This window comes from Microbacterium paraoxydans (assembly GCF_900105335.1).
In the GTDB taxonomy this organism is placed as follows: domain Bacteria; phylum Actinomycetota; class Actinomycetes; order Actinomycetales; family Microbacteriaceae; genus Microbacterium; species Microbacterium paraoxydans.
In genome coordinates, this window is the sequence record NZ_LT629770.1 from 3,179,368 (window position 1) to 3,201,211 (window position 21,844).

Sequence of the window (21,844 nt, forward strand, 5' to 3'; positions counted from 1 at the left end):
GCTAGTTTTCGTTCAGGTTGATGACGCAGACTCGTTGACTTGCGCCCGGGGCGATCTCCCGATGAGTCCCCGATATGGGCGTACGACGACCCGAAAGTCAAAGCCTTGCTTCAGAAGACCCGTGCGCTTCGGCGCGCCTCCGACGCGGCAGCCGCTCGCGCCACCGTCACCCGTACACCCCTCATCGCCCTCGGCGCCGCCACAGCCGCGCTCGTCGGCATCACCCTCAGCGTGGGCCTCGCCTCCGCCCCGGCGGCCGGAGCGGAGCGCTCCGACGCCACCTCCGCCGTCACGAGCCACGACCTCGGCACCGAGCCCCTCACCCGTATCGCCGATCAGGCCGTCATGACGGTCTCGAACGCGACCGATGCGGTCGCCGCGGCGAAGAGCCTGTCAACGGAGGTCGCCGAGTCGGGCCTCGACGTGGGCGCGGCGGCGTCCGTGGACACCACCGCTCTCGAGGACGACCTGGAGACCCTCGCCGACCGATCCACCCTCCCGCTGGTCCTCATCACCGTGACGACCGAGCAGGCCGAGGCGGAGACCGACAAGGTCGTGACCGCGACGGCAGAGCTCCAGCAGGCCTACACCGCCGCGCAGGAGAAGAAGGCGGCAGAGGACGCTGCGCGCGCCGCCGAGGAGAAGGCGGCGGCCGCAGCGGCCGCGCTCGCCTCCGCGAACACGCCGGACGGGGCTCGGGCCACCGCACAGCAGATGATGGCCGACCGCTACGGCTGGGGTGGCGACCAGTTCTCCTGCCTGAACTCGCTGTGGAACAAGGAGTCCGGCTGGAACTACCAGGCGTACAACAACGACGGGGGAGCGACCGGCATCCCGCAGGCGCTGCCCGGCAGCAAGATGGCCTCGGCGGGTGCCGACTGGCAGACGAACGCCGCCACCCAGATCGCCTGGGGCCTGCAGTACATCGCCGACGCCTACGGCACCCCGTGCAGCGCCTGGGGACACTCCCAGGCCATGAACTGGTACTGAGCCGCAGAGCGGGCCCCCTCGCGAACGATTGCCCCTAGCCGTCACCCGACACGGACGCTACCGTGACAGGGAGACGGCTGGGGGCGTCGCGATTTCCGAGGAGGAATGGTGCTCGACCCCACCGTCTGGCTCGACGTCCCGCAGGAGGTCTCCACGGGCACGCTTCCCGGATGGGAGCGGGTGGACGAGCTCGTGCGGGAGGCGCACGCCCGGTACGCGGACGAGGTGTCCGGAGAGGTGGCGGACTACATCCCCGTCCTCGCCGCGGTCGATCCGGAGCTGTTCGGGCTCGCGGTGATCGAGGTGGGCGGCGGCATCCACGACGCCGGAGACGCCCTGCACGCTTTCTCCATCCAGTCGATCTCCAAGATGTTCGTCTACGCGCTGGCGATCCAGGAGCACGGCCACGAGCGGGTCCGCGAGATCGTGGGCGTGAACAACACCGGCCTCGCCTTCAACTCGGTCGTGGCGCTGGAGCTCAACGACGGGCATCCGCGCAACCCGATGGTCAACGCCGGGGCGATCGCGACCACGGCGCTGATGCCTGGCGCCACGGCGGTGGAGCAGTGGGAGCGCGTCCGCGAGGGGCTGTCCGCGTTCGCCGGACGACCGCTGAGCCTGGACGGCGAGGTCTACGCCTCCGAGGCCGGGTCGAACGAGCGCAACCGCGCACTCGGATGGCTGCTGCGCAGCTACGGACGACTGGCCGGCGATCCGGACGAGATCGTCGACGTCTACACCCGTCAGTGCGCGCTCAGCGTGACCGCGCACGACCTCGCCGTCATGGGGGCCACGCTCGCCGACGGCGGGGTCAATCCCGTGACGGGGGAGCGGGTGGTCTCCGCGGACGTCTGCCGTGACACGCTCGCCGTCGTCGCGGCGAGCGGGCTGTACGAGCGGTCCGGGGACTGGCTGTTCGAGATCGGGCTTCCGGCCAAGTCGGGCGTCTCGGGCGGCCTCGTCGCGGTCTCTCCCGGCAAGGGCGCCGTCGCCGGCTTCTCGCCCCGGCTGGACGAGGCGGGCAACTCGATCCGGTCGCAGATGGCGATCGGCCACCTGTCGCGGTCGCTGGGGCTGAACCTCTTCGCCTCCGCGCCCGCGCCCGCGCATTCCGACGATGCGCGTGTCTCGTCAGCCTTGGAAGGAGAGCGCTCATGACCCGCACGGCCCCCGCCCCCGCGAAGACGTCCTGGCTGCCGATGGTCAGCCTGTTCCTCGCACAGGTGCTCATGTCCTTCAACGTCGCGGCGCTGCCGATCTCGCTCGGCGGCATGGTGAGCGACTTCGGCGTCCCGCCGACCGTCGCGAGCACGACGATCGTGATGTACGGCCTCGCCGTCGCGGCGCTCGTGATGACCGGGGCCAAGCTCGGGCAGCGCGTCGGCTGGGTGCTGATCTTCCGCGTCGTCGTCGCGCTCTTCGCGGGGTCGGCCGTGATGATGCTCCTCGCCCCGACCGTCTGGTGGGCCATCGCCGGGCAGGCCGTGGCGGGAGCGGCCGCCGCGATCATCGTCCCCTCGATCGTGGCCCTGATCGCCGAGAACTACCGGGGCGCGCAGCAGGCCACGGCGATCGGTGCGATCGGCTCGGCGCGCGCGATCTCCGGTGTCAGCGCCTTCCTCATCGGAGGGACGCTCGGGACGCTCGTCGGGTGGCGTCCGCTCTTCGTCATCGTGCTGGCGATCGCCGTCGCGGTCTTCGCCCTGAGCTTCACGCTGCGCGGCGACCGCGGCGATGCGGCGATCCGCATCGATCTCGTCGCGGCCCTCCTCATCGGAGCGGCGATCGTGCTGCTCACCCTCGGGTTCAACAACCTCAACACCTGGGGAGCGCTCGCGGCGGCGCCGTCCGCCCCGTTCTCCATCCTCGGGCTCTCGCCGGCACCGATCTTCATCGTGTCGGGGATCATCCTGGGCCAGGGGTTCTTCCTGTGGACCCGGCGGCGGATGGCCGAGGGGAAGGTGCCGCTCATCGACCTGAGCGTGCTGGGGTCGTCCCGGGAGCGCGCCGCGGTGTACGCCATGTTCATCGTCGTGGCGCTGGAGGCCTGCGTGAACTTCACGGTGCCGCTGTACATCCAGATCGTCCAGGGGCGGACGCCGTTCGACACCGCCCTCGCGATGATGCCGTTCAACCTCACGGTGTTCGTGACGGCGACGCTCGTCGTCCGGTTCTACACGCGCTACCCGCCGCGCACGATCGGCGTCTTCGGGTTCATCCTCACCACGGCGGCGCTGGTCTGGCTCTCGGTCGTCGTGACCAACAACTGGGAGACGGTGCCGACCATCGCCGGACTCATCGTGTTCGGCATCGGCCAGGGAGCCCTCGTCACGCTGGTGTTCAACGTGCTCGTGACCGCGGCGCCGCCGGAGCTCGCCGGCGACGTGGGATCGTTGCGCGGCACCACGCAGAACCTCGCCTCCGCGGTCGGGACGGCACTCGCCGGGGCGCTGCTGGTCTCGCTGCTCGCGCTCAACGTCGGACGCGCGGTCGTGGAGCATCCGGAACTGCCGCCGTCGCTGGTGTCGCAGGTCGACCTGAACGAGGTGAACTTCGTCAGCAACGACGAGCTGCGTGCGGTCCTGGACACCACGGACGCGACGCCGGAACAGGTCGACGCCGCGGTCGCCGTGAACGAGGAGTCGCGCCTGCGCACGCTCAAGCTCGGCCTGCTGATCCTCGCCGCGGTGAGCGCGCTCGCGATCCTGCCGGCGTCGCGCCTGCCGAACTACCGTCCGCACGAGATCCCGGATCCCTCGCCGGCCGGGCCGGGGGAGTGATCCTCAGCGGAGCTCGGAGATGAGCACGGCGCTCGTCCCGGGCGCGATGGCCTCGAACACGTGCGCCGCGTCGCCGGCATACGTCAGGTAGTCGCCCGGGTTCAGCACCACGGCATCCTCGGGCGGGCCGACCCGCGCCTGCCCGGCGATGAGGATCACGTGCTCGATCGTGCCCGCATGGTGGGGGTCCGAGCGGCGGGGGTCGCCGGGCTCCGCCTGGATGAGGTACACGTCGCGCCGGGCGCCAGGAGGGCTCGCCGAGAGGAGCGTGGCGCTGTAGGCGGCGGCAGAGGAGGGCACCCCCGCGAGGTCGTCGGCGCGGATGAGGGTGGGGGCGTTGGCCTGCTGGTCGACGAGCACCGCGAACGGGACACCGAGCGCGACGCCCAGCGCCCACAGCGTCTCCACGCTCGGATTGCCTGCGCCGCTCTCGAGCTGGGAGACCGTGGCCTTGGAGATGCCGGCCCGGCGGGCGAGCTCCGAGACGGATAGGTTCGCCGTCTCGCGCTCGCGGCGGAGCGTGCGGGCGATGCGGGTGCGGAGATCCTCCATGCGTTCATCATGGCAAACGATCGTTCGCTTGACTATGCCGAGCGCCATGTTCAGAATGATGATCGTGTGTTCAGTGAAGCGAACGGATGGCTGTCGATGACCGCTGAACGTGAGGTGTGGCGCGAGTCCCTCGGCGTCGTGCTCGCCACGAGTGCCTATGGCATCTCCTTCGGTGCGCTCGCCGTGGCCGCGGGCCTCGACGTGTGGCAGGCGTGCGTGCTCAGCCTCCTCATGTTCACCGGCGGATCCCAGTTCGCCTTCGTGGGCGTCTTCGCCGCCGGCGGCTTGGCCGCGCTGCCGTCGGCGATCGCGTCGGCCGCCCTCCTCGGCGTGCGCAACGTCGCCTACGGCATGCGCATGTCGCCGGTCGTCGGCGGGGGACCGGCGCGACGGGCCGTCGCCGCGCACTTCACCATCGACGAGTCCACTGCGGTGGCGATCGCGCAGGACGATCCGCGCCTGCGCCGGGTGGGCTTCTGGGTCACCGGGGTCGGCATCTTCCTAGGCTGGAACCTCACCACTCTCATCGGCGCGCTGGTCGGCGACGTGCTCGGCGACCCGAAGGCGTGGGGCCTGGATGCCGCGGCGGCCGCAGCGTTCCTCGCCCTGCTGTGGCCGCGACTGCGCCGGCGGCAGGCGGTCGCCGTCGGGATCGCGGCGGCCGTGATCGCGGCCGCCCTGACCCCGTTCCTCCTGCCGGGACTCCCCGTGCTGGTCGCCGCGCTCGTCGCGATCGTCGTCGGGTGGTTCAACTGGCTGGAGACACCGCGAGCCGCAGAGCTCGGCGACGGGGAGGTCGGCGCATGAGTCTCTGGAGCGCCATCCTCCTCGCCGCCCTGATCTGCCTCGCACTGAAGGCCGTGGGCTACCTCGTGCCGCCGAAGGTGCTCGAAGCCCCGCGCCCCGCCCGTATCTCCGATCTCCTCACCGTCGCGCTGCTCGCCGCCCTCGTCGCGGTGCAGTCGCTCGGCGACGGGCAGGCCATCACCGTCGACGCGCGTGTCCCCGCCCTGCTCGTCGCGGCGGGACTCCTCTGGCTGCGGCAGTCGTTCCTCGTGGTGGTGGCAGCCGCCGCCCTCGTCGCCGCGCTGCTGCGGCTGGGGGGTCTCGCCGCCTGACACGTCGTTTCGCCGGACAGCGCCCGGGTAGGATCGGGGGGTGCGCGGGAAGTGGTTGTCGAGGGTGCTGTCCTGGGTGGCTGCTGCCCTGGTGGGTGGGGTCTACGGCGTGGCCGGGACCATCGCGCACAGCGTCATGTGGGGGCCGATCCCGATCGGCCTGATCGTCGCCGCCATCGCCTGCGCCGCGATCCTCATCGCCGTGCGGGCGCTCACCCATGACCGGGGCGCCGCCGTCGCCGCCGGACTCGGGATGCTGGGCATGATCGTGCTCATCTCGGGCGTCGGTCCCGGTGGCTCCGTCGTCGTGCAGGACACCCTCGCCGGGCGCATCTGGACCTATCTCGCCGCCGGCATCGTGCTGCTCGTCATCGCGTGGCCGTCGTTCTCCCGGCAGCCGGTCCGCCCCGCCACGCCGTCCTCGGAGGAACCCGAGGTCCACGGGTCGTAGACTGAGGGGGTGACGTATGTGATCGCCCTCCCGTGCGTCGATGTCAAGGATCGCGCCTGCATCGACGAGTGCCCCGTTGACTGCATCTACGAGGGCGAACGGTCGCTCTACATCCACCCGGATGAGTGCGTGGACTGCGGAGCGTGCGAGCCGGTGTGCCCCGTCGAGGCGATCTACTACGAGGACGACCTCCCAGACGAGTGGCAGGACTACTACAAGGCCAACGTCGAGTTCTTCGACGAGATCGGCTCGCCCGGAGGCGCCGCCAAGGTCGGCGTCTACCCGTTCGACCACCCGATCATCGCCGCGCTCCCGCCGCAGGGCGAGTAGGCCCGCTCCGTGAGCGTCCGCGACCTCGCCGACTACCCGTGGGACGCCGTGGTCCCGTATCGCGAGCGCGCCGCCCGGCACCCTGGCGGGCTCGTCGATCTCTCCGTCGGCTCGCCGGTCGATCCCACGCCGGAGATCGTCCGTCGGGCCCTCGCCGCGGCGACCGACGCCCACGCCTACCCGCAGACCGTCGGCACCCCCGCGCTCCGGGAGGCGATCGTCGACTGGTACGCCCGCCGACGCGGAGTCCCGGACCTCCGCGTCGACAACGTGCTGCCGACGATCGGCTCCAAGGAGCTCGTAGCGCTGTTGCCGACGCTGCTGGGGCTCGGCGCCGGCGACATCGTGGTGCATCCTCGCGTCGCCTACCCGACGTACGACGTCGGCGCGCGGGTGGCCGGGGCGACGCCGCTCGCGGTCGACGACCCGGCGGAGTGGCCGGAAGGCGCCAAGCTCATCTGGATCAACACCCCGGGCAACCCCGACGGCCGCACCTGGACGGTCGACGAGCTCGCCGCGGCGGTGCAGCGGGCGCGGGAACTGGGTGCCGTGCTGGCCAGCGACGAGTGCTACGCCGAGCTCGGCTGGGACGGCCCCTGGGCGGACGAGGCCATCCCGTCGGTGCTCGATCCCCGGGTGACCGGCGGCACGCGGGCGAATCTGCTCAGCGTGTACTCGCTGAGCAAGCAGTCCAACCTCGCGGGGTATCGGGCGGCCTTCGTCGCCGGCTGCGCCCGCGTGGTCGGTGAGCTCCTCGCCGCGCGCAAGCACCTGGGCCTCATGCCGCCCGCGCCGGTGCAGCAGGCGATGATCGTCGCTCTCGGCGACGACGCACACGTCGCGGCACAGAAGGAGCTCTACCGTGAGCGGCGGGCGCTGCTGCTGCCCGCCGTCGAGGCTGCCGGCTTCCGCATCGACGGCTCGCAGGCCGGGCTGTACCTCTGGGCGACCGAGGGGCGCGACGCCTGGGAGTCGATGGCGCGTCTCGCCGACCTCGGGATCCTCGCGGGCCCCGGGCACTTCTACGGCGCCTCGTCGCCTGCGCACGTGCGGCTGTCGCTGACGGCGCCGACCGACCGCGTCGCGGAAGCGGCGCGACGCCTGCGCGGCGCGGATCTGTAGGATCCCTCCCTGTTGCAGCCATCCCTTTGGCGGTTGTCACAGTAGGCCTGCGTGACGACTAGGCTGTAAAGGCGATTCGGTCGGCACCCGGCCCGGCGCTCGGCGCCAGAGATATCGCCAGTTCCGGCTTGATCAAGAACTTGCTGACGCCCGCGATGCCGGGGCGATCAGACAGAAGGAGGAGGTCCGCGTGAGCGCTGCGGCAGACCAGACGGCGAAGCTGACGATCGGCGATACCACCGCCGAATTCCCCCTGGTGCGCGGTACCGCGGGCCACGACAGCATCGACTTCTCGACGCTGACCCGTCAGACCGGCTACACCGGGCTCGACTACGGCTTCGTCAACACCGCCTCCACGAAGTCGGACATCACCTTCATCGACGGCGACAAGGGCATCCTGCGCTACCGCGGCTACCCGATCGAGCAGCTCGCCGGCAGCACCAGCTACCTCGAGGTCGCGTGGCTGCTCATCTACGGGGAGCTCCCGTCCGCCGGAGAGCTGGCCGAGTTCGACGAGAAGATCCGTCGGCACACGCTGCTGCACGAAGACCTCAAGCGCTTCTTCTCCGCGCTGCCGCACACCGCGCACCCCATGTCGGTGCTCTCCTCCGCCGTCGCCGCCCTGTCGACGTACTACGAGGGGCAGACCGACCCGCACAACCCCGAGCACGTCGAGCTGAACACCATCCGCATGCTCGCCAAGCTGCCGGTCATCGCCGCCTACGCGCACAAGAAGAGCGTCGGCCAGGCGTTCCTCTACCCGGACAACTCGCTCGGCTTCGTGGAGAACTTCCTCAAGCTGAACTTCGGCGTGAACTCCGAGCCGTACGAGATCAACCCGACCATGGTGAAGGCCCTCGAACTGCTGCTCATCCTGCACGAGGACCACGAGCAGAACGCCTCGACCTCCACGGTCCGCCTCGTCGGCTCCACGGGAGCCAACCAGTTCGCCTCCGTCTCGGCCGGCATCCAGGCTCTCTCCGGCCCGCTGCACGGCGGCGCGAACGAGGCCGTGCTGACCATGCTCGGCCAGATCCGCGACTCGGGCCAGAGCGTCTCCCGGTTCGTCGAGCGGGTGAAGAACAAGGAAGAGGGCGTGAAGCTCATGGGCTTCGGGCACCGGGTCTACAAGAACTACGACCCGCGCGCCAAGCTCGTCAAGGAGGCCGCGGACGAGGTGCTGAACTCGCTCGGCGTCACCGACCCGCTCCTGGACCTCGCGAAGGAGCTCGAGGAGATCGCCCTCGCGGACGACTACTTCCGTGAGCGGCGCCTGTATCCGAACGTCGACTTCTACACGGGCGTGATCTATAAGGCGATGGGCTTCCCCACCCGCATGTTCACCGTCCTGTTCGCGATCGGTCGCCTGCCCGGCTGGCTCGCCCAGTGGCGCGAGCTCCAGCTCGACCCGCAGACGAAGATCGGCCGTCCGCAGCAGCTCTACACCGGGTCGCCGGAGCGCGCCTTCCCGACGCGCTGAGCGCGGGCGCCGCAGACGCCGAAGGCCCCCTCGCACCGGAGTGCGAGGGGGCCTTCGTCGTCGTCAGGCGCGAGCCGGGATCAGCGTCCCTGGCCGCCGCGCGCGCCCTGGCGGCCCTGGCCGCCCTGGCGCTGCGCACCCGGCGCGCCCTGGCCTGCAGAGCGCGGACGGCGACGACGGCGGGAGGGCGGGGTGGTCGCGGTGCTCTTCTCGCCGCCCGCGGGCCGCTGCTTCGCAGAGCGCTGCTGCTGCGGCTGCGGGGGAGCGGGGCGCACGTGCGGCGCCCGCTCGGGGACGAGCTCGGTCACGGCGTCGGCGGTGAGGTTCTCCAGCGGTGCCGTGATGGCGGCCTTGCGCAGGAGATCCTTCACGTCGCGGCGCTGCTCGGGCAGGACCACGGTGACGACCGTGCCCGCCGCCCCGGCCCGCGCCGTGCGGCCCGAGCGGTGCAGGTAGGCCTTGTGCTCGACGGGCGGGTCGACGTGGACGACGAGGTCGACGTTGTCGACGTGCACACCGCGAGCGGCGACATCGGTCGCGACGAGCACGCGGACGCCCCCGTCCGCCGGGTCGGTGGAGAAGGCGCCGAGGTTGCGCTCCCTGGCGTTCTGGGACAGGTTGCCGTGCAGATCCACGGCCGGGATCCCGGCGGCGGTGAGCTGCTTGGCGAGCTTCTTCGCCTGGTGCTTGGTGCGCGTGAAGAGGATGCGACGGCCGGTGCCCGAGGCGAGGTCGCGCACCAGCACGGTCTTGTTCTCGGGGGAGTCGACGACGAGCACCCGGTGGGTCATCTCGCCGACGGGCACGCTCGCCTCGTCGACCTCGTGGCTGACGGCGTTCGTGAGGAACCGGCGGGCGAGGGTGTCGATGCCGCGGTCCAGCGTGGCGCTGAAGAGCAGGCGCTGACCGTCGGCGGGGGTCGCCGAGAGGATGCGGGTGACGCCGGGGAGGAAGCCGAGGTCGGCCATGTGGTCGGCCTCGTCGAGCACGGTGACCTCGATCGCGCTGAGGCGCACGACCTGCTGCTTCATGAGGTCTTCCAGGCGGCCGGGGCAGGCGACGACGATATCGACGCCGCCCTGCAGCGCCTGCTCCTGCGGACGCTGGCTGACGCCGCCGAACACGGTGGTGACCCGGAGGCCGACGGCCTCCGCGAGCGGGGCGACGGTCGCCGCGATCTGGGCGGCGAGCTCGCGGGTGGGGGCGAGCACGAGGCCGCGGGGCAGGCCGGACCGGCGCTTGTGGCCGGAGGCCGCCAGGCGGGCGACGAGCGGGAGCGCGAAGGCGATGGTCTTGCCACTGCCCGTCCGTCCGCGACCGAGGAGGTCACGGCCGGCGAGCGAGTCGGGCAGGGTGTCACGCTGGATCGCGAACGCCTCGGTCTTTCCGGAGGCGGCGAGAACGGTGGCGAGCTCGGCGGGGACGCCGAGATCGAGGAAGGAAGGCATGCAGAGAACTCCGTCAGCGCACGAGAACGGCGCGGGATAGTGGGGTGAGGTGGGCGAAGACGCAGCGAGTGCGCGTCCGTTCGCCGTGCGAATGGCCAGTTCGGGCTGGAGAGGGGAGCGCGGGCGCTCGCTTCGGTCCTCGGAGACCCCTAGACGACGACGATGCTGACCGGCCGGCGGCGCGGGCAACGGAGCCAGTCTACCAGCGGAGACCGGTCGAAGGCTGCAGGCGGGCTGTCAGGCGTGGAGCGCCTCGTTGAGCGTGACGCCGACGCCGGCGCGGCGGACCGCCTCGACGGCACCCGTGAGCGAGTTACGACGGAAGAGCAGGCCATCCTGACCCGAGAGGTCGGCGCCCTTGACGGTCTTGCGGCCGCCATCGGCCGTCGCAGGACCGTCGGCGAGCACGATCTTCGTCCCGGCGGTGACGTAGAGCCCGGCCTCCACGACGCAGTCGTCGCCGAGGGAGATGCCGATGCCGGCGTTCGCGCCGAGAAGTGTGCGGGCGCCGATCGACACGCGATGCGACCCGCCGCCGGAGAGCGTGCCCATGATCGAGGCGCCGCCGCCGATGTCGCTGCCGTCGCCGACCACCACGCCCTGCGAGATGCGACCCTCGACCATCGAGGCGCCGAGGGTGCCCGCATTGAAGTTGACGAAGCCCTCGTGCATGACCGTGGTGCCGGGGGCGAGGTGAGCGCCGAGTCGCACGCGCGAGGCGTCGGCGATGCGCACCCCGGCGGGCTGCACGTAGTCGGTGAGACGAGGGAACTTGTCCAGGCCCTGGATCTGGATCCCGGCGCGCTGGAGCTGCGGACGCAGGCGCGCGGCGTCGGCGGGGAGCAGCGGGCCGGCATTGGTCCAGGCGACGTTCGGCAGGTGACCGAAGATGCCGTCGAGGTTGAGGGCGTTCGGCTGCACGAGCAGGTGCGACAGCGCGTGCAGGCGCAGATAGGCGTCCGCGGTGGAGGTCGGGGCCGCGTCCAGGTCGATCGTGAGCTCGACCACCGCGAGGGTGACGTCGCGGCGCTCGTCCGGTCCGGTCTGTGCGTCGAGTGCTGTGCGCGCGGCGGCGACCTCGGCGTCGGACGGCGCGGACGAGCGGACCTCCGGGTACCACGCGTCGAGGACCGTGCCGTCGCTCGCGGTGGTCGTCAGGCCGAGTCCCCAGACAGATCGTGCGTCGCTCATGCCTCCACGGTATCGCGCCGACGACGGTGTCCCGTCCCGCATGACGGGCATCAGTAGGCTGGGGGCATGGTGCTCGATCTGACCGCGTCCTCCGCCGACATCACCCGCGCGATCTGCGACGTCCCGAGTGTCTCCGGCGACGAGAAGACACTGGCCGACCTGATCGAGGAGGCCGTGTCCGGTCTGCCGCACCTGGAGGTCATCCGGCACGGCAACACGGTCGTCGCCCGCACGGATCTCGGTCGGGCGCAGCGCGTCGCGATCGCCGGGCACATCGACACCGTGCCCCTCAACGACAACCTGCCCACGCGCGACATCGAGATCGACGGCGTGCCGTATCTGTGGGGTCGCGGCACCGTCGACATGAAAGCGGGGGTCGCGGTGCAGCTCAAGCTGGCCGCCGAGCTCACCGACCCCGCGATCGACGTGACCTGGATGTGGTACGACAACGAGGAGGTCGCGGCCTCCCTGAACGGCCTCGGGCTTCTCGCCGCAGCGCGTCCCGACCTGTTCCAGGCCGATTTCGCCATCCTCGGGGAGCCCTCGAACGGCCAGGTCGAGGGGGGATGCAACGGCACGCTGCGGGCGATCGTGCGGACCACGGGCGTCCGCGCGCACAGCGCCAGAGCCTGGATCGGCGAGAACGCGATCCATCGCGCGGCGCCCATCCTCACCCGGCTGTCCGAGTACCGAGCGCGCGAGGTGATGGTCGAGGGACTTCTCTATCGGGAGGGCCTCAGTGCGGTCCGCATCGCGGGAGGAGTCGCGGGCAACGTCATCCCGGACGCCTGCGAGGTCGAGGTCAACTACCGCTTCGCGCCGAGCAAGTCCGCGGCCGACGCCGAGGCTCACGTCCGAGCGGTGCTCGCCGGATTCGACGTCGAGATCACGGATGCCGCCGAAGGTGCCCGCCCCGGCCTGGACGCGGACATCGCGCGCCGGTTCGTCGCGGCTGTCGGCGCGGAGCCGCAGCCGAAGTACGGCTGGACCGACGTGGCGCGGTTCTCGGCCCTCGGCATCCCGGCCGTGAACTACGGGCCGGGCGACCCGCATCTCGCCCATCACGACGAGGAGCGTGTGCCGCTCGCCCAGATCGACGCCGTCGAGCGGGGTCTGCGCGCATGGCTGACGTCGCACTGACGCTCGCACGGCGCTGGGCGCGGATACCGCTGGCTCTGCGCATCGGCATCGTCTACGTCCTCGCACGGGTCGTGACGACCGGATTCCTCATCGCCGCGGCCGCCCTGTCCACGGTGTTCTCGCGCTTCGGCGGCGACGCCGGGCTCGTGGACTTCGTCCTCGGGTGGGATGCGCAGTGGTACTGGCAGGTGGCGGTGCACGGCTATCCCGCCGACCTCCCGCTGACCGATGACGGGCAGGTGGCCGAGAACGCGTGGGCCTTCATGCCCGTGTTCGCGTACGCCGCCAAGGCGTTGGGCTTCGTGCTCGGCTCCTGGGGCGCGGGCGCTCTCGTGCTCTCGCTCGGAGCCGGCTACCTTGCCTGTCTCGCCCTGCATCGTCTGCTCCGCGACCGCATCGGGAACGCAGCGGCGCTGTGGGCCGTCGTCTTCTTCGCGTCCGGGCCGCTGGCCGCGCTGTTTCAGGTCGGCTACGCGGAGACGCTCTTCCTGCTGCTGCTCTTCCTCGCGCTGGATGCGACGATCCGGCGGAACTACACCTGGCTGTACGTGCTCATCCCGGTGCTGGGGTTCACCCGCCCCGGCGTGCTCGCCTTCGCCCTGTACCTCGGTCTGCACGGCATCCTCCGCTGGCGGCATCGCCGCACCGATCCGCTGGGCGCCAGGGAGATCGTGCACATCGTCGCCCTCGGCGCGCTCGCGACGGCCACCGGGTTCGCCTGGCAGCTGATCGCCGGTGTCGTGACCGGTGACCCCGGCGCCTACCTCGCCACCGAACTCGCCTGGCGACGACACTGGATCGCCGGGGGAGTCGAGGGCTTCGTGCCCTTCGAGGGGTGGGTGCAGGCGTCGCACTTCTGGTTCGAGCTGTGGGGTCTGCCACCGGCCTGGGGACCGGTCGCCCTCGTCGTCCTCGTCGTCGCGGCGGGCGCGGCGCTGATGCTGTCCCCGCAGGTGCGCGCGCTCGGCCCGGACCTCCGTCTCTGGAGCGCGAGCTACCTGCTCTATCTGCTCGCAGTGTTCTTCCCGCAGTCGAGCACCTTCCGCCTGCTGCTGCCGCTCAGCCCGGCGTGGGGTGCGGTCGCGGTGCCCCGGTCACGAACCTGGCGCCTGGGGGTGCTGGCACTGTGCCTGGTCGGCCAGTGGGTGTGGATCTACCACGTGTATGCCCTCGGCAGTACGTTCTGGCAGGTGCCCTGACGACGCGGGGGAGTGGATTGTGTCCCCGTGACGTCCACGGCGCGGTCGCACCCGATAAACTCGTCCCATACCACCGGAGGAAAGGGAGCCACGATGGCAGCGATGAAGCCGAGGACCGGAGACGGACCCATGGAGGCCGTGAAAGAGGGACGACTCATCATCGTGCGTGTTCCGCTCGAAGGAGGAGGCCGCCTGGTCGTCTCCGTGAACGACGCCGAGGCCAAGGAGCTTCACGACGTGCTCGGTGCCGTCGTGGCCCCGGCCTGATCGAACCCGGTCCGCTGAAGCGCGACCGCAGAGGGCGAGGGATCGCGGATCCCTCGCCCTCTTGTCGTGTGGGGGTCCCGCTCAGGCGCGGTCGTCGAGGCGGATCAGCTGCAGCAGGCCCTCGCCCGCGGGCGAGACCGTGGCCAGCACCGCCGACGATTCCTGCGTCTCCTGGACGAGCGATCGATAGGCGGAGGTGATGTCGTCGCGCTGGACCGGGTCGGCCACGCGGCCCCCGGCGAGGATGCGGGGCACGAGCACCAGGCCACCGGTACGAGCGAGACGGAGTCCGTGCGAGACGTACTCGATGACGTTCTCGGGGTCGGCGTCGACGAGGACGATGTCGTACGACGCCTCGTTCATGCGGGGGAGCACGTCGATCGCGCGTCCGGCGATGAACCGCGCGCGGGTGGCGGGCACCTTCGCGTCCGCGAACGCCTGACGGGCGGCGGCGAGGTGCTCGGGCTCGTTGTCGATCGAGGTCAGCACCGCGTTCGGGGCCCCGCGCAGCAGCCAGAGTCCGGAGACGCCGGCGCCGGTTCCGATCTCGACGATGGAGCGGGCGGTGCCCGCGGCGGCGAGCACTGCGATCTGCGAACCGACGACGGCGCTGATGGGGGCCGCCCCGAGCTCCACGGCGTGGGTGCGAGCGCGGGCGATGGTCTCCGGCTCGACGATGGACTCGCGAAGGAAGCGCGCGTTGGCGTCGTGCTCGCTCATGACCTGCCTCTCCCTGCGTGCATGGCTGATGTGTCCAGGGTATTCGCTCACTGCGCGCAGAGCCCGCAGGCGCGGCGGTAGCCTGGTCACATGACGTTCGGCCTGACCTTCGAGAAGCTGCTGCTCATCGGCCTGATCGCAGTGCTGATCATCGGCCCCGAGCGTCTGCCGCGTGCCGCGGAGGCCTTCGCGAGCATCGTGCGCAAGGCCGGCGAGTACATCCGCGACACGAAGTCCCGCGTCCGCGAGGAGATGGGTCCGGAACTCGACGACGTGGACTGGCGCAAGCTGGACCCGCGGCAGTACGACCCCCGGCGCATCATCCGCGACGCGCTCCTGGAGGAGCCGGAGCCCGCGACCCCCGCGCAGGCGACGGCGACGATCGCGGAGCCGGTGGCCCCGCGCACCGCGCCGCCGACCTTCAGCGCCGAGAACCGCCCGCCGTTCGACACCGAGGCGACCTGAGTCGTCGGTTCAGGAGATCCGGGTCCGCAGCATCGTCAGCTCCTCGTCGCTGAACAGCGAGCGCGGGATCGCGGTGGCGACCGAGGCATCGCGCACCTTGAAGATCACGGCGTCCCTGCCGACACGGAGGCTCTGGAACGTGCGGTACGGGATCTCGGAGCGGCGGCGATCGCTTCCCAGCTGCAGCCTGTCCTCGTCCAGCGCGACCCAGACCACGCTCTCGACCGGCATCGCGGCACGGACGGCCTTGCGGGCGCTCGAGGTGGTCAGGATCACCGCGTAGGCACCCAGTGCCACCGTCACGGCGGGCAGCCAGGCGACGATCGTGCTGACCTCCGCTCCGCGGGAGAGGAGGTCGTTGAGCGTGAAGACGGAGAGGACCAGTCCGGCTGCCAGTGCGACCCACATCACGATCGCGACGGGCCTGGTCAGGGAGTAGACGGTGGCGTCACGCGCCATCCGCCGCAGCAGGCTCTCATCCACGGTCACAGATCGGTGCGGCATCCGTCCATCCTCCCCTTCGGCCTCAGGCGATCGACATCGGCAGCGAGCGTCCGGCGAGGCCACGGCCCCGTCGGGCGAGGCCGGCGGCCATCGTGCGGATCGCCTGGGCGGCGGCGTCGTCGGGCGCGGAGGTGACGACCGGGACGCCCACGTCCCCGCCTTGACGGAGCGCCGGGCTGAGCGGGATGGAGGCGAGCAGGGGGACCGGCGCGTCGGGCTCGGACAGGGCCTCCGCGACCGCCGCTCCGCCACCCGCGCCGAACAGGTCGATGACCGTGCCGTCGGGGAGGGAGTACGCGGACATGTTCTCGATCACGCCGATCACGCGCTGACCGGTCTGACGGGCGACGAGTCCGCTGCGGATGGCCACGTCGGAGGCCGCCGCTTGGGGAGTGGTGACCACGAGCACTTCGGCGTGGGGGAGGAGCTGCCCGATCGAGATCGCGATGTCACCGGTGCCCGGTGGCATGTCGATGAGCAGGACGTCGAGGTCGCCGAAGAAGACGTCGGTGAGGAACTGCGAGACCGTGCGGTGCAGCATCGGTCCGCGCCAGGCCACGACGGACTCCCCGTCGCGCAGGAACATCCCGATCGAGATGGTCTTCACCCCGTGTGCCACCGGCGGCAGCATCAGGTCGTCGATGCGCGTCGGCTGCGTGCCGGCGGGGATACCCAGCAGCCCGGGGATCGAGAAGCCGTGCACGTCCGCATCCACCAGGCCGACGGCGAGGCCCCGGTCGGCGAGAGCGACCGCGAGGTTCGCGGTGACCGTCGACTTGCCGACGCCGCCCTTGCCGCTGGAGACGAGGATCACGCGGGTGAGGGAGTCGGGGCCGAAGGGCATGTGCCGGGCGGGGCGTCCCGCCCGGAGCCGTTCGGTGAGGGCCTTGCGCTCGGCCGGGGTCATCACGCCCACCTCGACCTCGACGTCCGTGACCCCGGGGACCGCGGCCGCGGCACCGCGCACGTCGCGCTCGATGCGGTCGGCGGCGGGGCACCCGACGATCGTCAGCACGATGCCCACATGCGCGACCCCGTCCTCGACCGAGATGTCGCGCACCATGTCGAGGTCGCCGATCGGCTGCCGCAGCTCCGGATCGGTCACCGCCGCCACCGCGGCCCTGACGCTCTCGGCCGCGGTCATGAGACGGTGCCGCCCGCGGGCTTCTCCTCGGCGTCGCCCAGCTCGGCCAGCAGGGCACGGAGCTCCTGCCGCAGCACGTCGCGGGTGACCACCTGCGCGTTGCGCTCCTCCAGCGACATCCGCAGCGCGACGATCTCGCGGGCGAGGTACTCGGTGTCGGCGAGGTTGCGCTCGGCGCGCTGCCGGTCCTGCTCGATCTGCACGCGGTCGCGGTCGTCCTGGCGGTTCTGCGCGAGGAGGATCAGCGGCGCGGCGTATGAGGCCTGCAGCGACAGCATGAGGGTGAGCGCGGTGAAGCCCAGCGCGGCGTCGTCGAAGCGCACCTCGCGGGGCATCAGCGTGTTCCAGCCGATCCAGAGGATGCAGAAGAGGCTGAGGATGACGAGGAACGCCGGGGTGCCCATGGCGCGGGCGACCCACTCCGTGAAGCGACCGAAGCGGTCGCGCGAGGTCGACCGGGGGCGGGTGCTCGTCCGTCCTGGCGCGTCGAGGCGGGCGGCCCGCTCCTTGCGCGCCATCAGCGCGCCTCCGTCACGGGCGGTGTCACATCGTCGCTGTCGTGGGTGCGCCAGTCGTCCGGCAGCAGGTAGTCGAGCACGTCGTCGATGCTGATCGCGCCGACGAGGCGGTGGGCTGCGTCGATCACGGGCAGCGAGACGAGGTCGTAGCTGGCGAGCATGCGGGCGACCTCGGCGGCGGAGGCGGTGACGGGCACCGGCTCGAGGCTGTCGTCGAGGATGGCGCCGAGCCGCTCGTGCGGCGGATAGCGCAGCATCCGCTGGAAGTGCACGAGGCCGAGCAGCCGGCCGGTCGGCGTCTCGAACGGCGGGAGCGTGACGAAGACGGCCGCGGCGAGAGCCGGATGCAGCTCGTGGCGGCGGATGAGCGCCAGTGCCTCGGCGACCGTGGCGTCAGCGGAGAGGATGATCGGCTCCGGGGTCATCAGACCGCCCGCCGTGTCGGGACCGTAGCGCAGCAGCATCCGTACGTCCTCGGCTCTCTCCGGCTCCATCCGCTGGAGCAACTGCTCCAGCTGGGTGGGCGGGAGCTGGGCGAGGAGATCGGCGGCGTCGTCCGGCTCCATCTGATCGAGGATGTCGGCTGCCCGCTCCTCGCCGAGGCGGTCGAGGATGTGCACCTGCTCGTCCTCGGGCATCTCCTCGAGGGCGTCGGCGAGGCGGTCGTCGGAGAGCTCCTCCGCGACCTCGATCATCCGCTGCTGGGGGAGGTCGAGGAGCGTGTTGGCGAGGTCGGCGGCGTGCAGCTCGGAGTAGGAGGCGACGAGCTGCTCGGCGGACTGCGATTCGCCCGGTGCGTGCTCCTCGGTGACCTCGCTCCAGGCGGCGAACGTCGTCGGGCCCTTGGCGAACGGCGACGCACCGGTCTTCGGCCGGCGCAGGAAGAGCTGGCTGATCGCCCACTCGCCGAGGCGGTTGGGCTCGATCGCGACGTCCTCGATGACGGCGGTGCCGCTTCCGTCCGTGAGGCTCACGCGTCGGCCGAGCATCTCGGCGAGGACGCGTACCTCGCCGGCGCGCGGCGAGAAGCGACGGACGTTGATGAGGCCGGTGGTGATGACCTGACCGGACCGGATCGACGTGACCCGGCCGATCGAGAGGAACACGTGGCGGCGGCCGGGGATCTCCACGACCAGTCCGATCACGCGCGGGGCCGCGGTACTTCGATACACGACGACGACGTCCCGGACCTTGCCGAGCCGGTCGCCGACGGGATCGAAGACGGCACACCCTGCCAGGCGCGCGGCGAAAACCCGTTGTGTGCTCACTCGACCAGCGTAGCCCGCGCCGTGCCGGGACGGCGGTCGCGGCGGTCGCTCGGCCGGACGCGGGGCACGACGTGGAAGAATAGCCGGATGAGCATGCTGAATCGCCCCGCGAGCGGCACGGACACCGGTGAGATCGTCGCCTCCATGCGCGACTACGAGAGCGCGCAGAAGGCGGTGTCGAAACTGATCGCCGGAGAGGTCCCCGCGCGCGACATCGCGATCGTCGGTCAGAGCGTGCGGACGGTCGAGCGGGTGACCGGACGGCTCGGCTATGCCGCGGCGGCACGGTCGGGAGCGATCAACGGCATCCTCATCGGCCTGTTCCTCTCGGCGATCCTCGTCCTCGGCAATCCTGAGGTGCCGATCCAGCTGTTCGTCGGCTTCGTCCTCATCGGCGTCGCAGTGGGCATGCTGCTGAGCCTCATCACCTACGCGATCGTGCGTCGCCGTCGGGACTTCGCGAGCGTGACGCAGTTCGCCGCGGATCACTACGAGGTGACCGTGCAGCCCGGTTCGCTGGCGAAGGCTCGCCAGGTCCTCGGTGCGCAGCGTGTCGCCCCGGTGCGTCCGCCGGTGAACCTGGACGAGCCGCCGAAGTACGGCGAGCGGATCCCGCCCGGTCCTCCCCAGCCCTCGCCTGAGCCTGCACCCGAGCCTGAGGCTGATCCTGCCCCGGCGCCTCAGCCTCAGCCTGCACCGGCTCCCGAGCCCGCGCCCGAGCCGGGACTTCCGCCGCGACCCGCCGACCCGGAGACCGGCACCCCCGGATCGGTGCGGTGACCGCGGAGCCCACGCCGGTCCGCATCGAGGTCGCACTGCCGACCGGTACGACGACGGTGTCCGCCGACTGGACACCGGGCATCCGTGACGACGTCGTCCTGATCGCCCACGGGGCCGGAGCCGGGAAGGACCACCCCTTCCTCGTCGGGTACGACCGCGCACTCGTGGCGCTCGGGTACGCGACGCTGCGTTTCAGCTTCCCGTACGCCGAGCAGGGACGCCGCATGCCCGGTCCGGCCGCGCACGCCGTCGCGACGTGGGACGCCGTGGTCGCCGACGCCCGCGTACGAGCGCCACGAGCCGCCGTGTGGGCCACCGGGAAGTCCTATGGCGGGCGCATGGCGTCCCTGGCCGCGGCGGAGGGACTCGTCGTGGAGGGCCTCGTCTACCTCGGCTACCCGCTCCATCCGCCCGGCCGCCCGGACAAGCCCCGGGTCGCCCATCTGCCGTCGATCACCGTCCCGCAACTCTTCATCGAGGGCACGGCGGACCCGTTCATCCAGCCGATCGCCCAGCTCGACGACGCCGTCGCCGGCTGCCAGGACGCCAGGGTGCACTGGGTCGAGGGCGGCGGGCACTCCTTCGAGGTCAAGGGGAACCGGCGCCCGCCGGCCGAGGTCGGCGCGGACATCGCGCCCGTGGTCGACGCCTTCGTCGCAGCACGACGGGGCTGATCCTCCTCCGGATCGGGAGAACCGGGGGAACCGCGTAATGAACGGCCGGCTCCCGCATCTCTTCCGTGGGAGGCGGCCGCAGGTCTTCGGGGGGAGACGCGGCGCCGGCACGGGCACCATGCCGGGGGCGGCTCCAGGGATCCTCGGGGGAGGGCCCCTGGTCGACCTTCGTCTCCGCAGAGGGGGAACGGGCCGCCGGTCTGGGGAGAGCGGCGGCCCTCCGTCCTCCCCAGCCTCGGCTCAGCGGCTCCGGTCAGAGCTCAGCGCTGCAGACGGGCCATCCAGGCCTCGACCTCATCGGCCGTGCGGGGGATGTCCGCGGAGAGGTTGACCGGGCCGTCCTCGGTCATCAGGATGTCGTCCTCGATGCGGACGCCGATGCCGCGCAGCTCGGCGGGTACCGTGAGGTCGTCGATCTGGAAGTACAGTCCCGGTTCGATCGTGAAGACCATGCCCGGCGTGAGGATGCCGTCGTAGTACATCTCGCGGCGCGCCTGAGCGCAGTCGTGCACGTCGATGCCGAGGTGATGCGACGTGCCGTGCACCATGTAGCGCCGGTGCTGGCCGCCCGCCTCCGCGTCGAGGGCCTCCTCGGCGGTGACGGGGAGCAGGCCCCATTCCGCGGTGCGGGCGGCGATCACGGACATGGCCGCCGCGTGGACGTCGCGGAAGCGGACGCCGACCTTGGCCGCGGCGAGGGCGGCGTCGGCCGCCTCGCGCACCGTCTCGTAGACGCGGCGCTGCACCTCTGTGAACGTCCCGGACACCGGCAGGGTACGGGTGATGTCGGCGGTGTACAGGCTGTCGGCCTCCACGCCGGCGTCGACGAGGATGAGGTCTCCGGGGATGACGGTGCCGTCGTTGCGCGTCCAGTGCAGGTAGCAGGCGTGCGGCCCGGACGCGGCGATCGTGTCGTATCCCTCGCCGTTGCCGTCCTCGCGGGCGCGCCGGTGGAAGACTCCCTCGACGACGCGCTCGCCCCGGGCGTGCGCGACGGCGGCCGGGAGCTCGCGGATGATGTCGTCGAAGCCCCGTGCGGTGATCTCCACGGCCCGCCGCATCTCGGCGATCTCGAAGTCGTCCTTGATGAGTCGCAGCTCCGAGACGAAACGGGTGAGGGACTCATCCTCCTCGAGGACGAGCTCGCCGTCGACCGGGGCGAACTCGTGCAGGTGGGCCGTGGCCACCTGCAGGTCGGCGGCGACGCCGGCCAGCGACGGACGCGGACCGATCCAGAACTCGCCCACGGTGGCGTCGGCATAGAACTCCGTCGTCGTGCGGTCGGCGCGCTCGCGGAAGTACAGCGTGACGTCGTGCCCGTCGTGCGTCGGCTCGAAGACGAGCACCGAGTCGGGCTCCGCGTCGGACCCCCAGCCGGTGAGGTGCGCGAAGGCGGAGTGCGCGCGGAAGACGTAGTCGGTGTCGTTGCTGCGCTGCTTGAGCGAGCCGGCGGGGATCACGAGCCGCTTGCCGGGGAAAGCGGCCGAGACGGCGGCCCGGCGGCGCTCGGCGTACGCGGCCTGGGCGCGCGGCGCGGGCAGGGTATCCGGACGCTCGGCCCACCCGGTGGAGATGGTGTCGAGGAACCCCTGCGGGAACGGCTGCTTGCGGTTGGTCGAGCTGTTCTCGACGGGGGCTTCGACGGTCTCGTCAGCGATCGTGTCGTTTTCTCCGGTGCTCATCCGTCCAGTCTCTCACCTGGA

General features: G+C 71.3%; 24 protein-coding genes. 15 read left to right on the forward strand and 9 right to left on the reverse strand.

Features of this window, described 5'->3' with window-relative positions; all coding sequences use genetic code 11:
• The first annotated feature begins 105 nt into the window (after positions 1–105).
• The 3 genes from BLU02_RS15510 (at position 106) to BLU02_RS15520 (ending at position 3,770) form a co-directional block, all read left to right on the forward strand.
• Positions 106–990: an aggregation-promoting factor C-terminal-like domain-containing protein gene (locus BLU02_RS15510; RefSeq protein ID WP_060922739.1), complete on the forward strand. Its 885-nt coding sequence runs from the start codon at positions 106–108 to the stop codon at positions 988–990.
• A 105-nt stretch (positions 991–1,095) separates the two neighbouring features.
• Entirely contained in the window at positions 1,096–2,148 is a 1,053-nt protein-coding gene (glsA, locus tag BLU02_RS15515) for a glutaminase A (protein WP_144880850.1), read from the forward strand.
• Positions 2,145–3,770, forward strand: a complete 1,626-nt coding sequence (locus BLU02_RS15520; RefSeq protein WP_060922740.1) for an MFS transporter — start codon at positions 2,145–2,147, stop codon at positions 3,768–3,770. Before glsA ends, BLU02_RS15520 begins: the two co-directional genes overlap by 4 nt.
• Before the next feature lie 3 nt (positions 3,771–3,773).
• On the opposite strand, the gene BLU02_RS15525 is transcribed toward BLU02_RS15520, so the two are convergent.
• Complete coding sequence (locus tag BLU02_RS15525) at positions 3,774–4,322, reverse strand: helix-turn-helix domain-containing protein (protein ID WP_060922741.1); 549 nt, start codon at positions 4,320–4,322, stop codon at positions 3,774–3,776.
• Between the two features lie 96 nt (positions 4,323–4,418).
• On the opposite strand from BLU02_RS15525, the gene BLU02_RS15530 reads away from it, so the two are divergent.
• The 6 genes from BLU02_RS15530 to BLU02_RS15555 all read left to right on the forward strand — a co-directional run bounded on the left by BLU02_RS15530 (position 4,419) and on the right by BLU02_RS15555 (position 8,823).
• Entirely contained in the window at positions 4,419–5,129 is a 711-nt protein-coding gene (locus BLU02_RS15530) for an AzlC family ABC transporter permease (RefSeq protein ID WP_060922747.1), read from the forward strand.
• On the forward strand, positions 5,126–5,440 hold the full coding sequence (locus BLU02_RS15535) for an AzlD domain-containing protein (protein ID WP_060922742.1): 315 nt from the start codon (positions 5,126–5,128) through the stop codon (positions 5,438–5,440). The genes BLU02_RS15530 and BLU02_RS15535 overlap by 4 nt, the downstream gene beginning before the upstream one ends.
• A gap of 40 nt (positions 5,441–5,480) precedes the next feature.
• Complete coding sequence (locus BLU02_RS15540; RefSeq protein WP_060922743.1) at positions 5,481–5,891, forward strand: hypothetical protein; 411 nt, start codon at positions 5,481–5,483, stop codon at positions 5,889–5,891.
• Positions 5,892–5,900: 9 nt separating this feature from the next.
• Positions 5,901–6,221 carry a ferredoxin gene (gene fdxA, locus BLU02_RS15545; RefSeq protein ID WP_017203330.1) on the forward strand — a complete coding sequence of 107 codons (321 nt, stop codon included), beginning with the start codon at positions 5,901–5,903 and terminating at the stop codon, positions 6,219–6,221.
• 9 nt (positions 6,222–6,230) lie between these two features.
• Positions 6,231–7,343, forward strand: a complete 1,113-nt coding sequence (gene dapC / locus BLU02_RS15550; RefSeq protein ID WP_060923630.1) for a succinyldiaminopimelate transaminase — start codon at positions 6,231–6,233, stop codon at positions 7,341–7,343.
• Positions 7,344–7,533: 190 nt separating this feature from the next.
• Positions 7,534–8,823 carry a citrate synthase gene (locus tag BLU02_RS15555; protein ID WP_060923631.1) on the forward strand — a complete coding sequence of 430 codons (1,290 nt, stop codon included), beginning with the start codon at positions 7,534–7,536 and terminating at the stop codon, positions 8,821–8,823.
• 80 nt (positions 8,824–8,903) lie between these two features.
• Here the strand turns inward: BLU02_RS15555 and BLU02_RS15560 are convergent, their stop codons facing one another.
• Together BLU02_RS15560 and dapD are read right to left on the reverse strand one after the other, a co-directional pair.
• Positions 8,904–10,271 carry a DEAD/DEAH box helicase gene (locus BLU02_RS15560; protein ID WP_083371045.1) on the reverse strand — a complete coding sequence of 456 codons (1,368 nt, stop codon included), beginning with the start codon at positions 10,269–10,271 and terminating at the stop codon, positions 8,904–8,906.
• A gap of 237 nt (positions 10,272–10,508) precedes the next feature.
• Complete coding sequence (gene dapD / locus BLU02_RS15565; RefSeq protein WP_060923140.1) at positions 10,509–11,462, reverse strand: 2,3,4,5-tetrahydropyridine-2,6-dicarboxylate N-succinyltransferase; 954 nt, start codon at positions 11,460–11,462, stop codon at positions 10,509–10,511.
• A gap of 66 nt (positions 11,463–11,528) precedes the next feature.
• On the opposite strand from dapD, the gene dapE reads away from it, so the two are divergent.
• The 3 genes from dapE to BLU02_RS15580 all read left to right on the forward strand — a co-directional run bounded on the left by dapE (position 11,529) and on the right by BLU02_RS15580 (position 14,068).
• Positions 11,529–12,602, forward strand: coding sequence for a succinyl-diaminopimelate desuccinylase (gene dapE / locus BLU02_RS15570; protein ID WP_060923139.1), 1,074 nt, complete (start codon positions 11,529–11,531; stop codon positions 12,600–12,602).
• Positions 12,584–13,801: a hypothetical protein gene (locus tag BLU02_RS15575; RefSeq protein WP_060923138.1), complete on the forward strand. Its 1,218-nt coding sequence runs from the start codon at positions 12,584–12,586 to the stop codon at positions 13,799–13,801. The genes dapE and BLU02_RS15575 overlap by 19 nt, the downstream gene beginning before the upstream one ends.
• 93 nt (positions 13,802–13,894) lie before the next feature.
• The gene (locus BLU02_RS15580) at positions 13,895–14,068 is read left to right on the forward strand and encodes a DUF3117 domain-containing protein (protein WP_071328210.1); all 174 of its coding nucleotides are present in this window, start codon (positions 13,895–13,897) and stop codon (positions 14,066–14,068) included.
• An 81-nt stretch (positions 14,069–14,149) separates the two neighbouring features.
• Here the strand turns inward: BLU02_RS15580 and BLU02_RS15585 are convergent, their stop codons facing one another.
• Entirely contained in the window at positions 14,150–14,788 is a 639-nt protein-coding gene (locus BLU02_RS15585) for an O-methyltransferase (RefSeq protein WP_060923137.1), read from the reverse strand.
• A gap of 90 nt (positions 14,789–14,878) precedes the next feature.
• On the opposite strand from BLU02_RS15585, the gene BLU02_RS15590 reads away from it, so the two are divergent.
• Positions 14,879–15,253 (forward strand): twin-arginine translocase TatA/TatE family subunit, encoded by a 375-nt coding sequence (locus BLU02_RS15590; RefSeq protein ID WP_060923136.1) that lies wholly within the window; start codon positions 14,879–14,881, stop codon positions 15,251–15,253.
• A 9-nt stretch (positions 15,254–15,262) separates the two neighbouring features.
• Here the strand turns inward: BLU02_RS15590 and BLU02_RS15595 are convergent, their stop codons facing one another.
• The 4 genes from BLU02_RS15595 to BLU02_RS15610 are packed head-to-tail and all read right to left on the reverse strand — an operon-like array spanning position 15,263 to position 18,687.
• Complete coding sequence (locus BLU02_RS15595) at positions 15,263–15,757, reverse strand: YcxB family protein (protein WP_060923135.1); 495 nt, start codon at positions 15,755–15,757, stop codon at positions 15,263–15,265.
• Between the two features lie 22 nt (positions 15,758–15,779).
• Complete coding sequence (locus tag BLU02_RS15600; protein WP_060923134.1) at positions 15,780–16,901, reverse strand: Mrp/NBP35 family ATP-binding protein; 1,122 nt, start codon at positions 16,899–16,901, stop codon at positions 15,780–15,782.
• Entirely contained in the window at positions 16,898–17,419 is a 522-nt protein-coding gene (locus BLU02_RS15605; protein ID WP_060923133.1) for a DUF1003 domain-containing protein, read from the reverse strand. The genes BLU02_RS15600 and BLU02_RS15605 overlap by 4 nt, the downstream gene beginning before the upstream one ends.
• Entirely contained in the window at positions 17,419–18,687 is a 1,269-nt protein-coding gene (locus BLU02_RS15610; protein WP_060923132.1) for a magnesium transporter MgtE N-terminal domain-containing protein, read from the reverse strand. The genes BLU02_RS15605 and BLU02_RS15610 overlap by 1 nt, the downstream gene beginning before the upstream one ends.
• Positions 18,688–18,774: 87 nt before the next feature.
• Between BLU02_RS15610 and BLU02_RS15615 the strand changes: the two genes are divergently transcribed.
• A complete protein-coding gene (locus BLU02_RS15615) occupies positions 18,775–19,467 on the forward strand; it encodes a YflT domain-containing protein (protein WP_060923131.1) in 693 nt (230 codons plus the stop codon).
• The gene (locus BLU02_RS15620) at positions 19,464–20,141 is read left to right on the forward strand and encodes an alpha/beta hydrolase family protein (protein ID WP_144880857.1); all 678 of its coding nucleotides are present in this window, start codon (positions 19,464–19,466) and stop codon (positions 20,139–20,141) included. Before BLU02_RS15615 ends, BLU02_RS15620 begins: the two co-directional genes overlap by 4 nt.
• Before the next feature lie 260 nt (positions 20,142–20,401).
• On the opposite strand, the gene BLU02_RS15625 is transcribed toward BLU02_RS15620, so the two are convergent.
• Positions 20,402–21,823, reverse strand: a complete 1,422-nt coding sequence (locus BLU02_RS15625; protein ID WP_083371046.1) for an aminopeptidase P family protein — start codon at positions 21,821–21,823, stop codon at positions 20,402–20,404.
• Positions 21,824–21,844 lie beyond the last annotated feature (21 nt).

Coding starts and splice junctions, on each gene's coding strand:
- glsA (WP_144880850.1), top strand. CDS start 1,096: ATGGTGCTCGACCCCACCGTCTGGCTCGACGTCCCGCAGGAGGTCTCC.
- BLU02_RS15520 (WP_060922740.1), top strand. CDS start 2,145: ATGACCCGCACGGCCCCCGCCCCCGCGAAGACGTCCTGGCTGCCGATG.
- BLU02_RS15525 (WP_060922741.1), bottom strand. CDS start 4,322: ATGGAGGATCTCCGCACCCGCATCGCCCGCACGCTCCGCCGCGAGCGC.
- BLU02_RS15530 (WP_060922747.1), top strand. CDS start 4,419: ATGACCGCTGAACGTGAGGTGTGGCGCGAGTCCCTCGGCGTCGTGCTC.
- BLU02_RS15535 (WP_060922742.1), top strand. CDS start 5,126: ATGAGTCTCTGGAGCGCCATCCTCCTCGCCGCCCTGATCTGCCTCGCA.
- BLU02_RS15560 (WP_083371045.1), bottom strand. CDS start 10,271: ATGCCTTCCTTCCTCGATCTCGGCGTCCCCGCCGAGCTCGCCACCGTT.
- dapD (WP_060923140.1), bottom strand. CDS start 11,462: ATGAGCGACGCACGATCTGTCTGGGGACTCGGCCTGACGACCACCGCG.
- dapE (WP_060923139.1), top strand. CDS start 11,529: ATGGTGCTCGATCTGACCGCGTCCTCCGCCGACATCACCCGCGCGATC.
- BLU02_RS15575 (WP_060923138.1), top strand. CDS start 12,584: ATGGCTGACGTCGCACTGACGCTCGCACGGCGCTGGGCGCGGATACCG.
- BLU02_RS15580 (WP_071328210.1), top strand. CDS start 13,895: ATGGCAGCGATGAAGCCGAGGACCGGAGACGGACCCATGGAGGCCGTG.
- BLU02_RS15585 (WP_060923137.1), bottom strand. CDS start 14,788: ATGAGCGAGCACGACGCCAACGCGCGCTTCCTTCGCGAGTCCATCGTC.
- BLU02_RS15590 (WP_060923136.1), top strand. CDS start 14,879: ATGACGTTCGGCCTGACCTTCGAGAAGCTGCTGCTCATCGGCCTGATC.
- BLU02_RS15595 (WP_060923135.1), bottom strand. CDS start 15,757: ATGCCGCACCGATCTGTGACCGTGGATGAGAGCCTGCTGCGGCGGATG.
- BLU02_RS15600 (WP_060923134.1), bottom strand. CDS start 16,901: ATGACCGCGGCCGAGAGCGTCAGGGCCGCGGTGGCGGCGGTGACCGAT.
- BLU02_RS15605 (WP_060923133.1), bottom strand. CDS start 17,419: ATGGCGCGCAAGGAGCGGGCCGCCCGCCTCGACGCGCCAGGACGGACG.
- BLU02_RS15615 (WP_060923131.1), top strand. CDS start 18,775: ATGAGCATGCTGAATCGCCCCGCGAGCGGCACGGACACCGGTGAGATC.
- BLU02_RS15625 (WP_083371046.1), bottom strand. CDS start 21,823: ATGAGCACCGGAGAAAACGACACGATCGCTGACGAGACCGTCGAAGCC.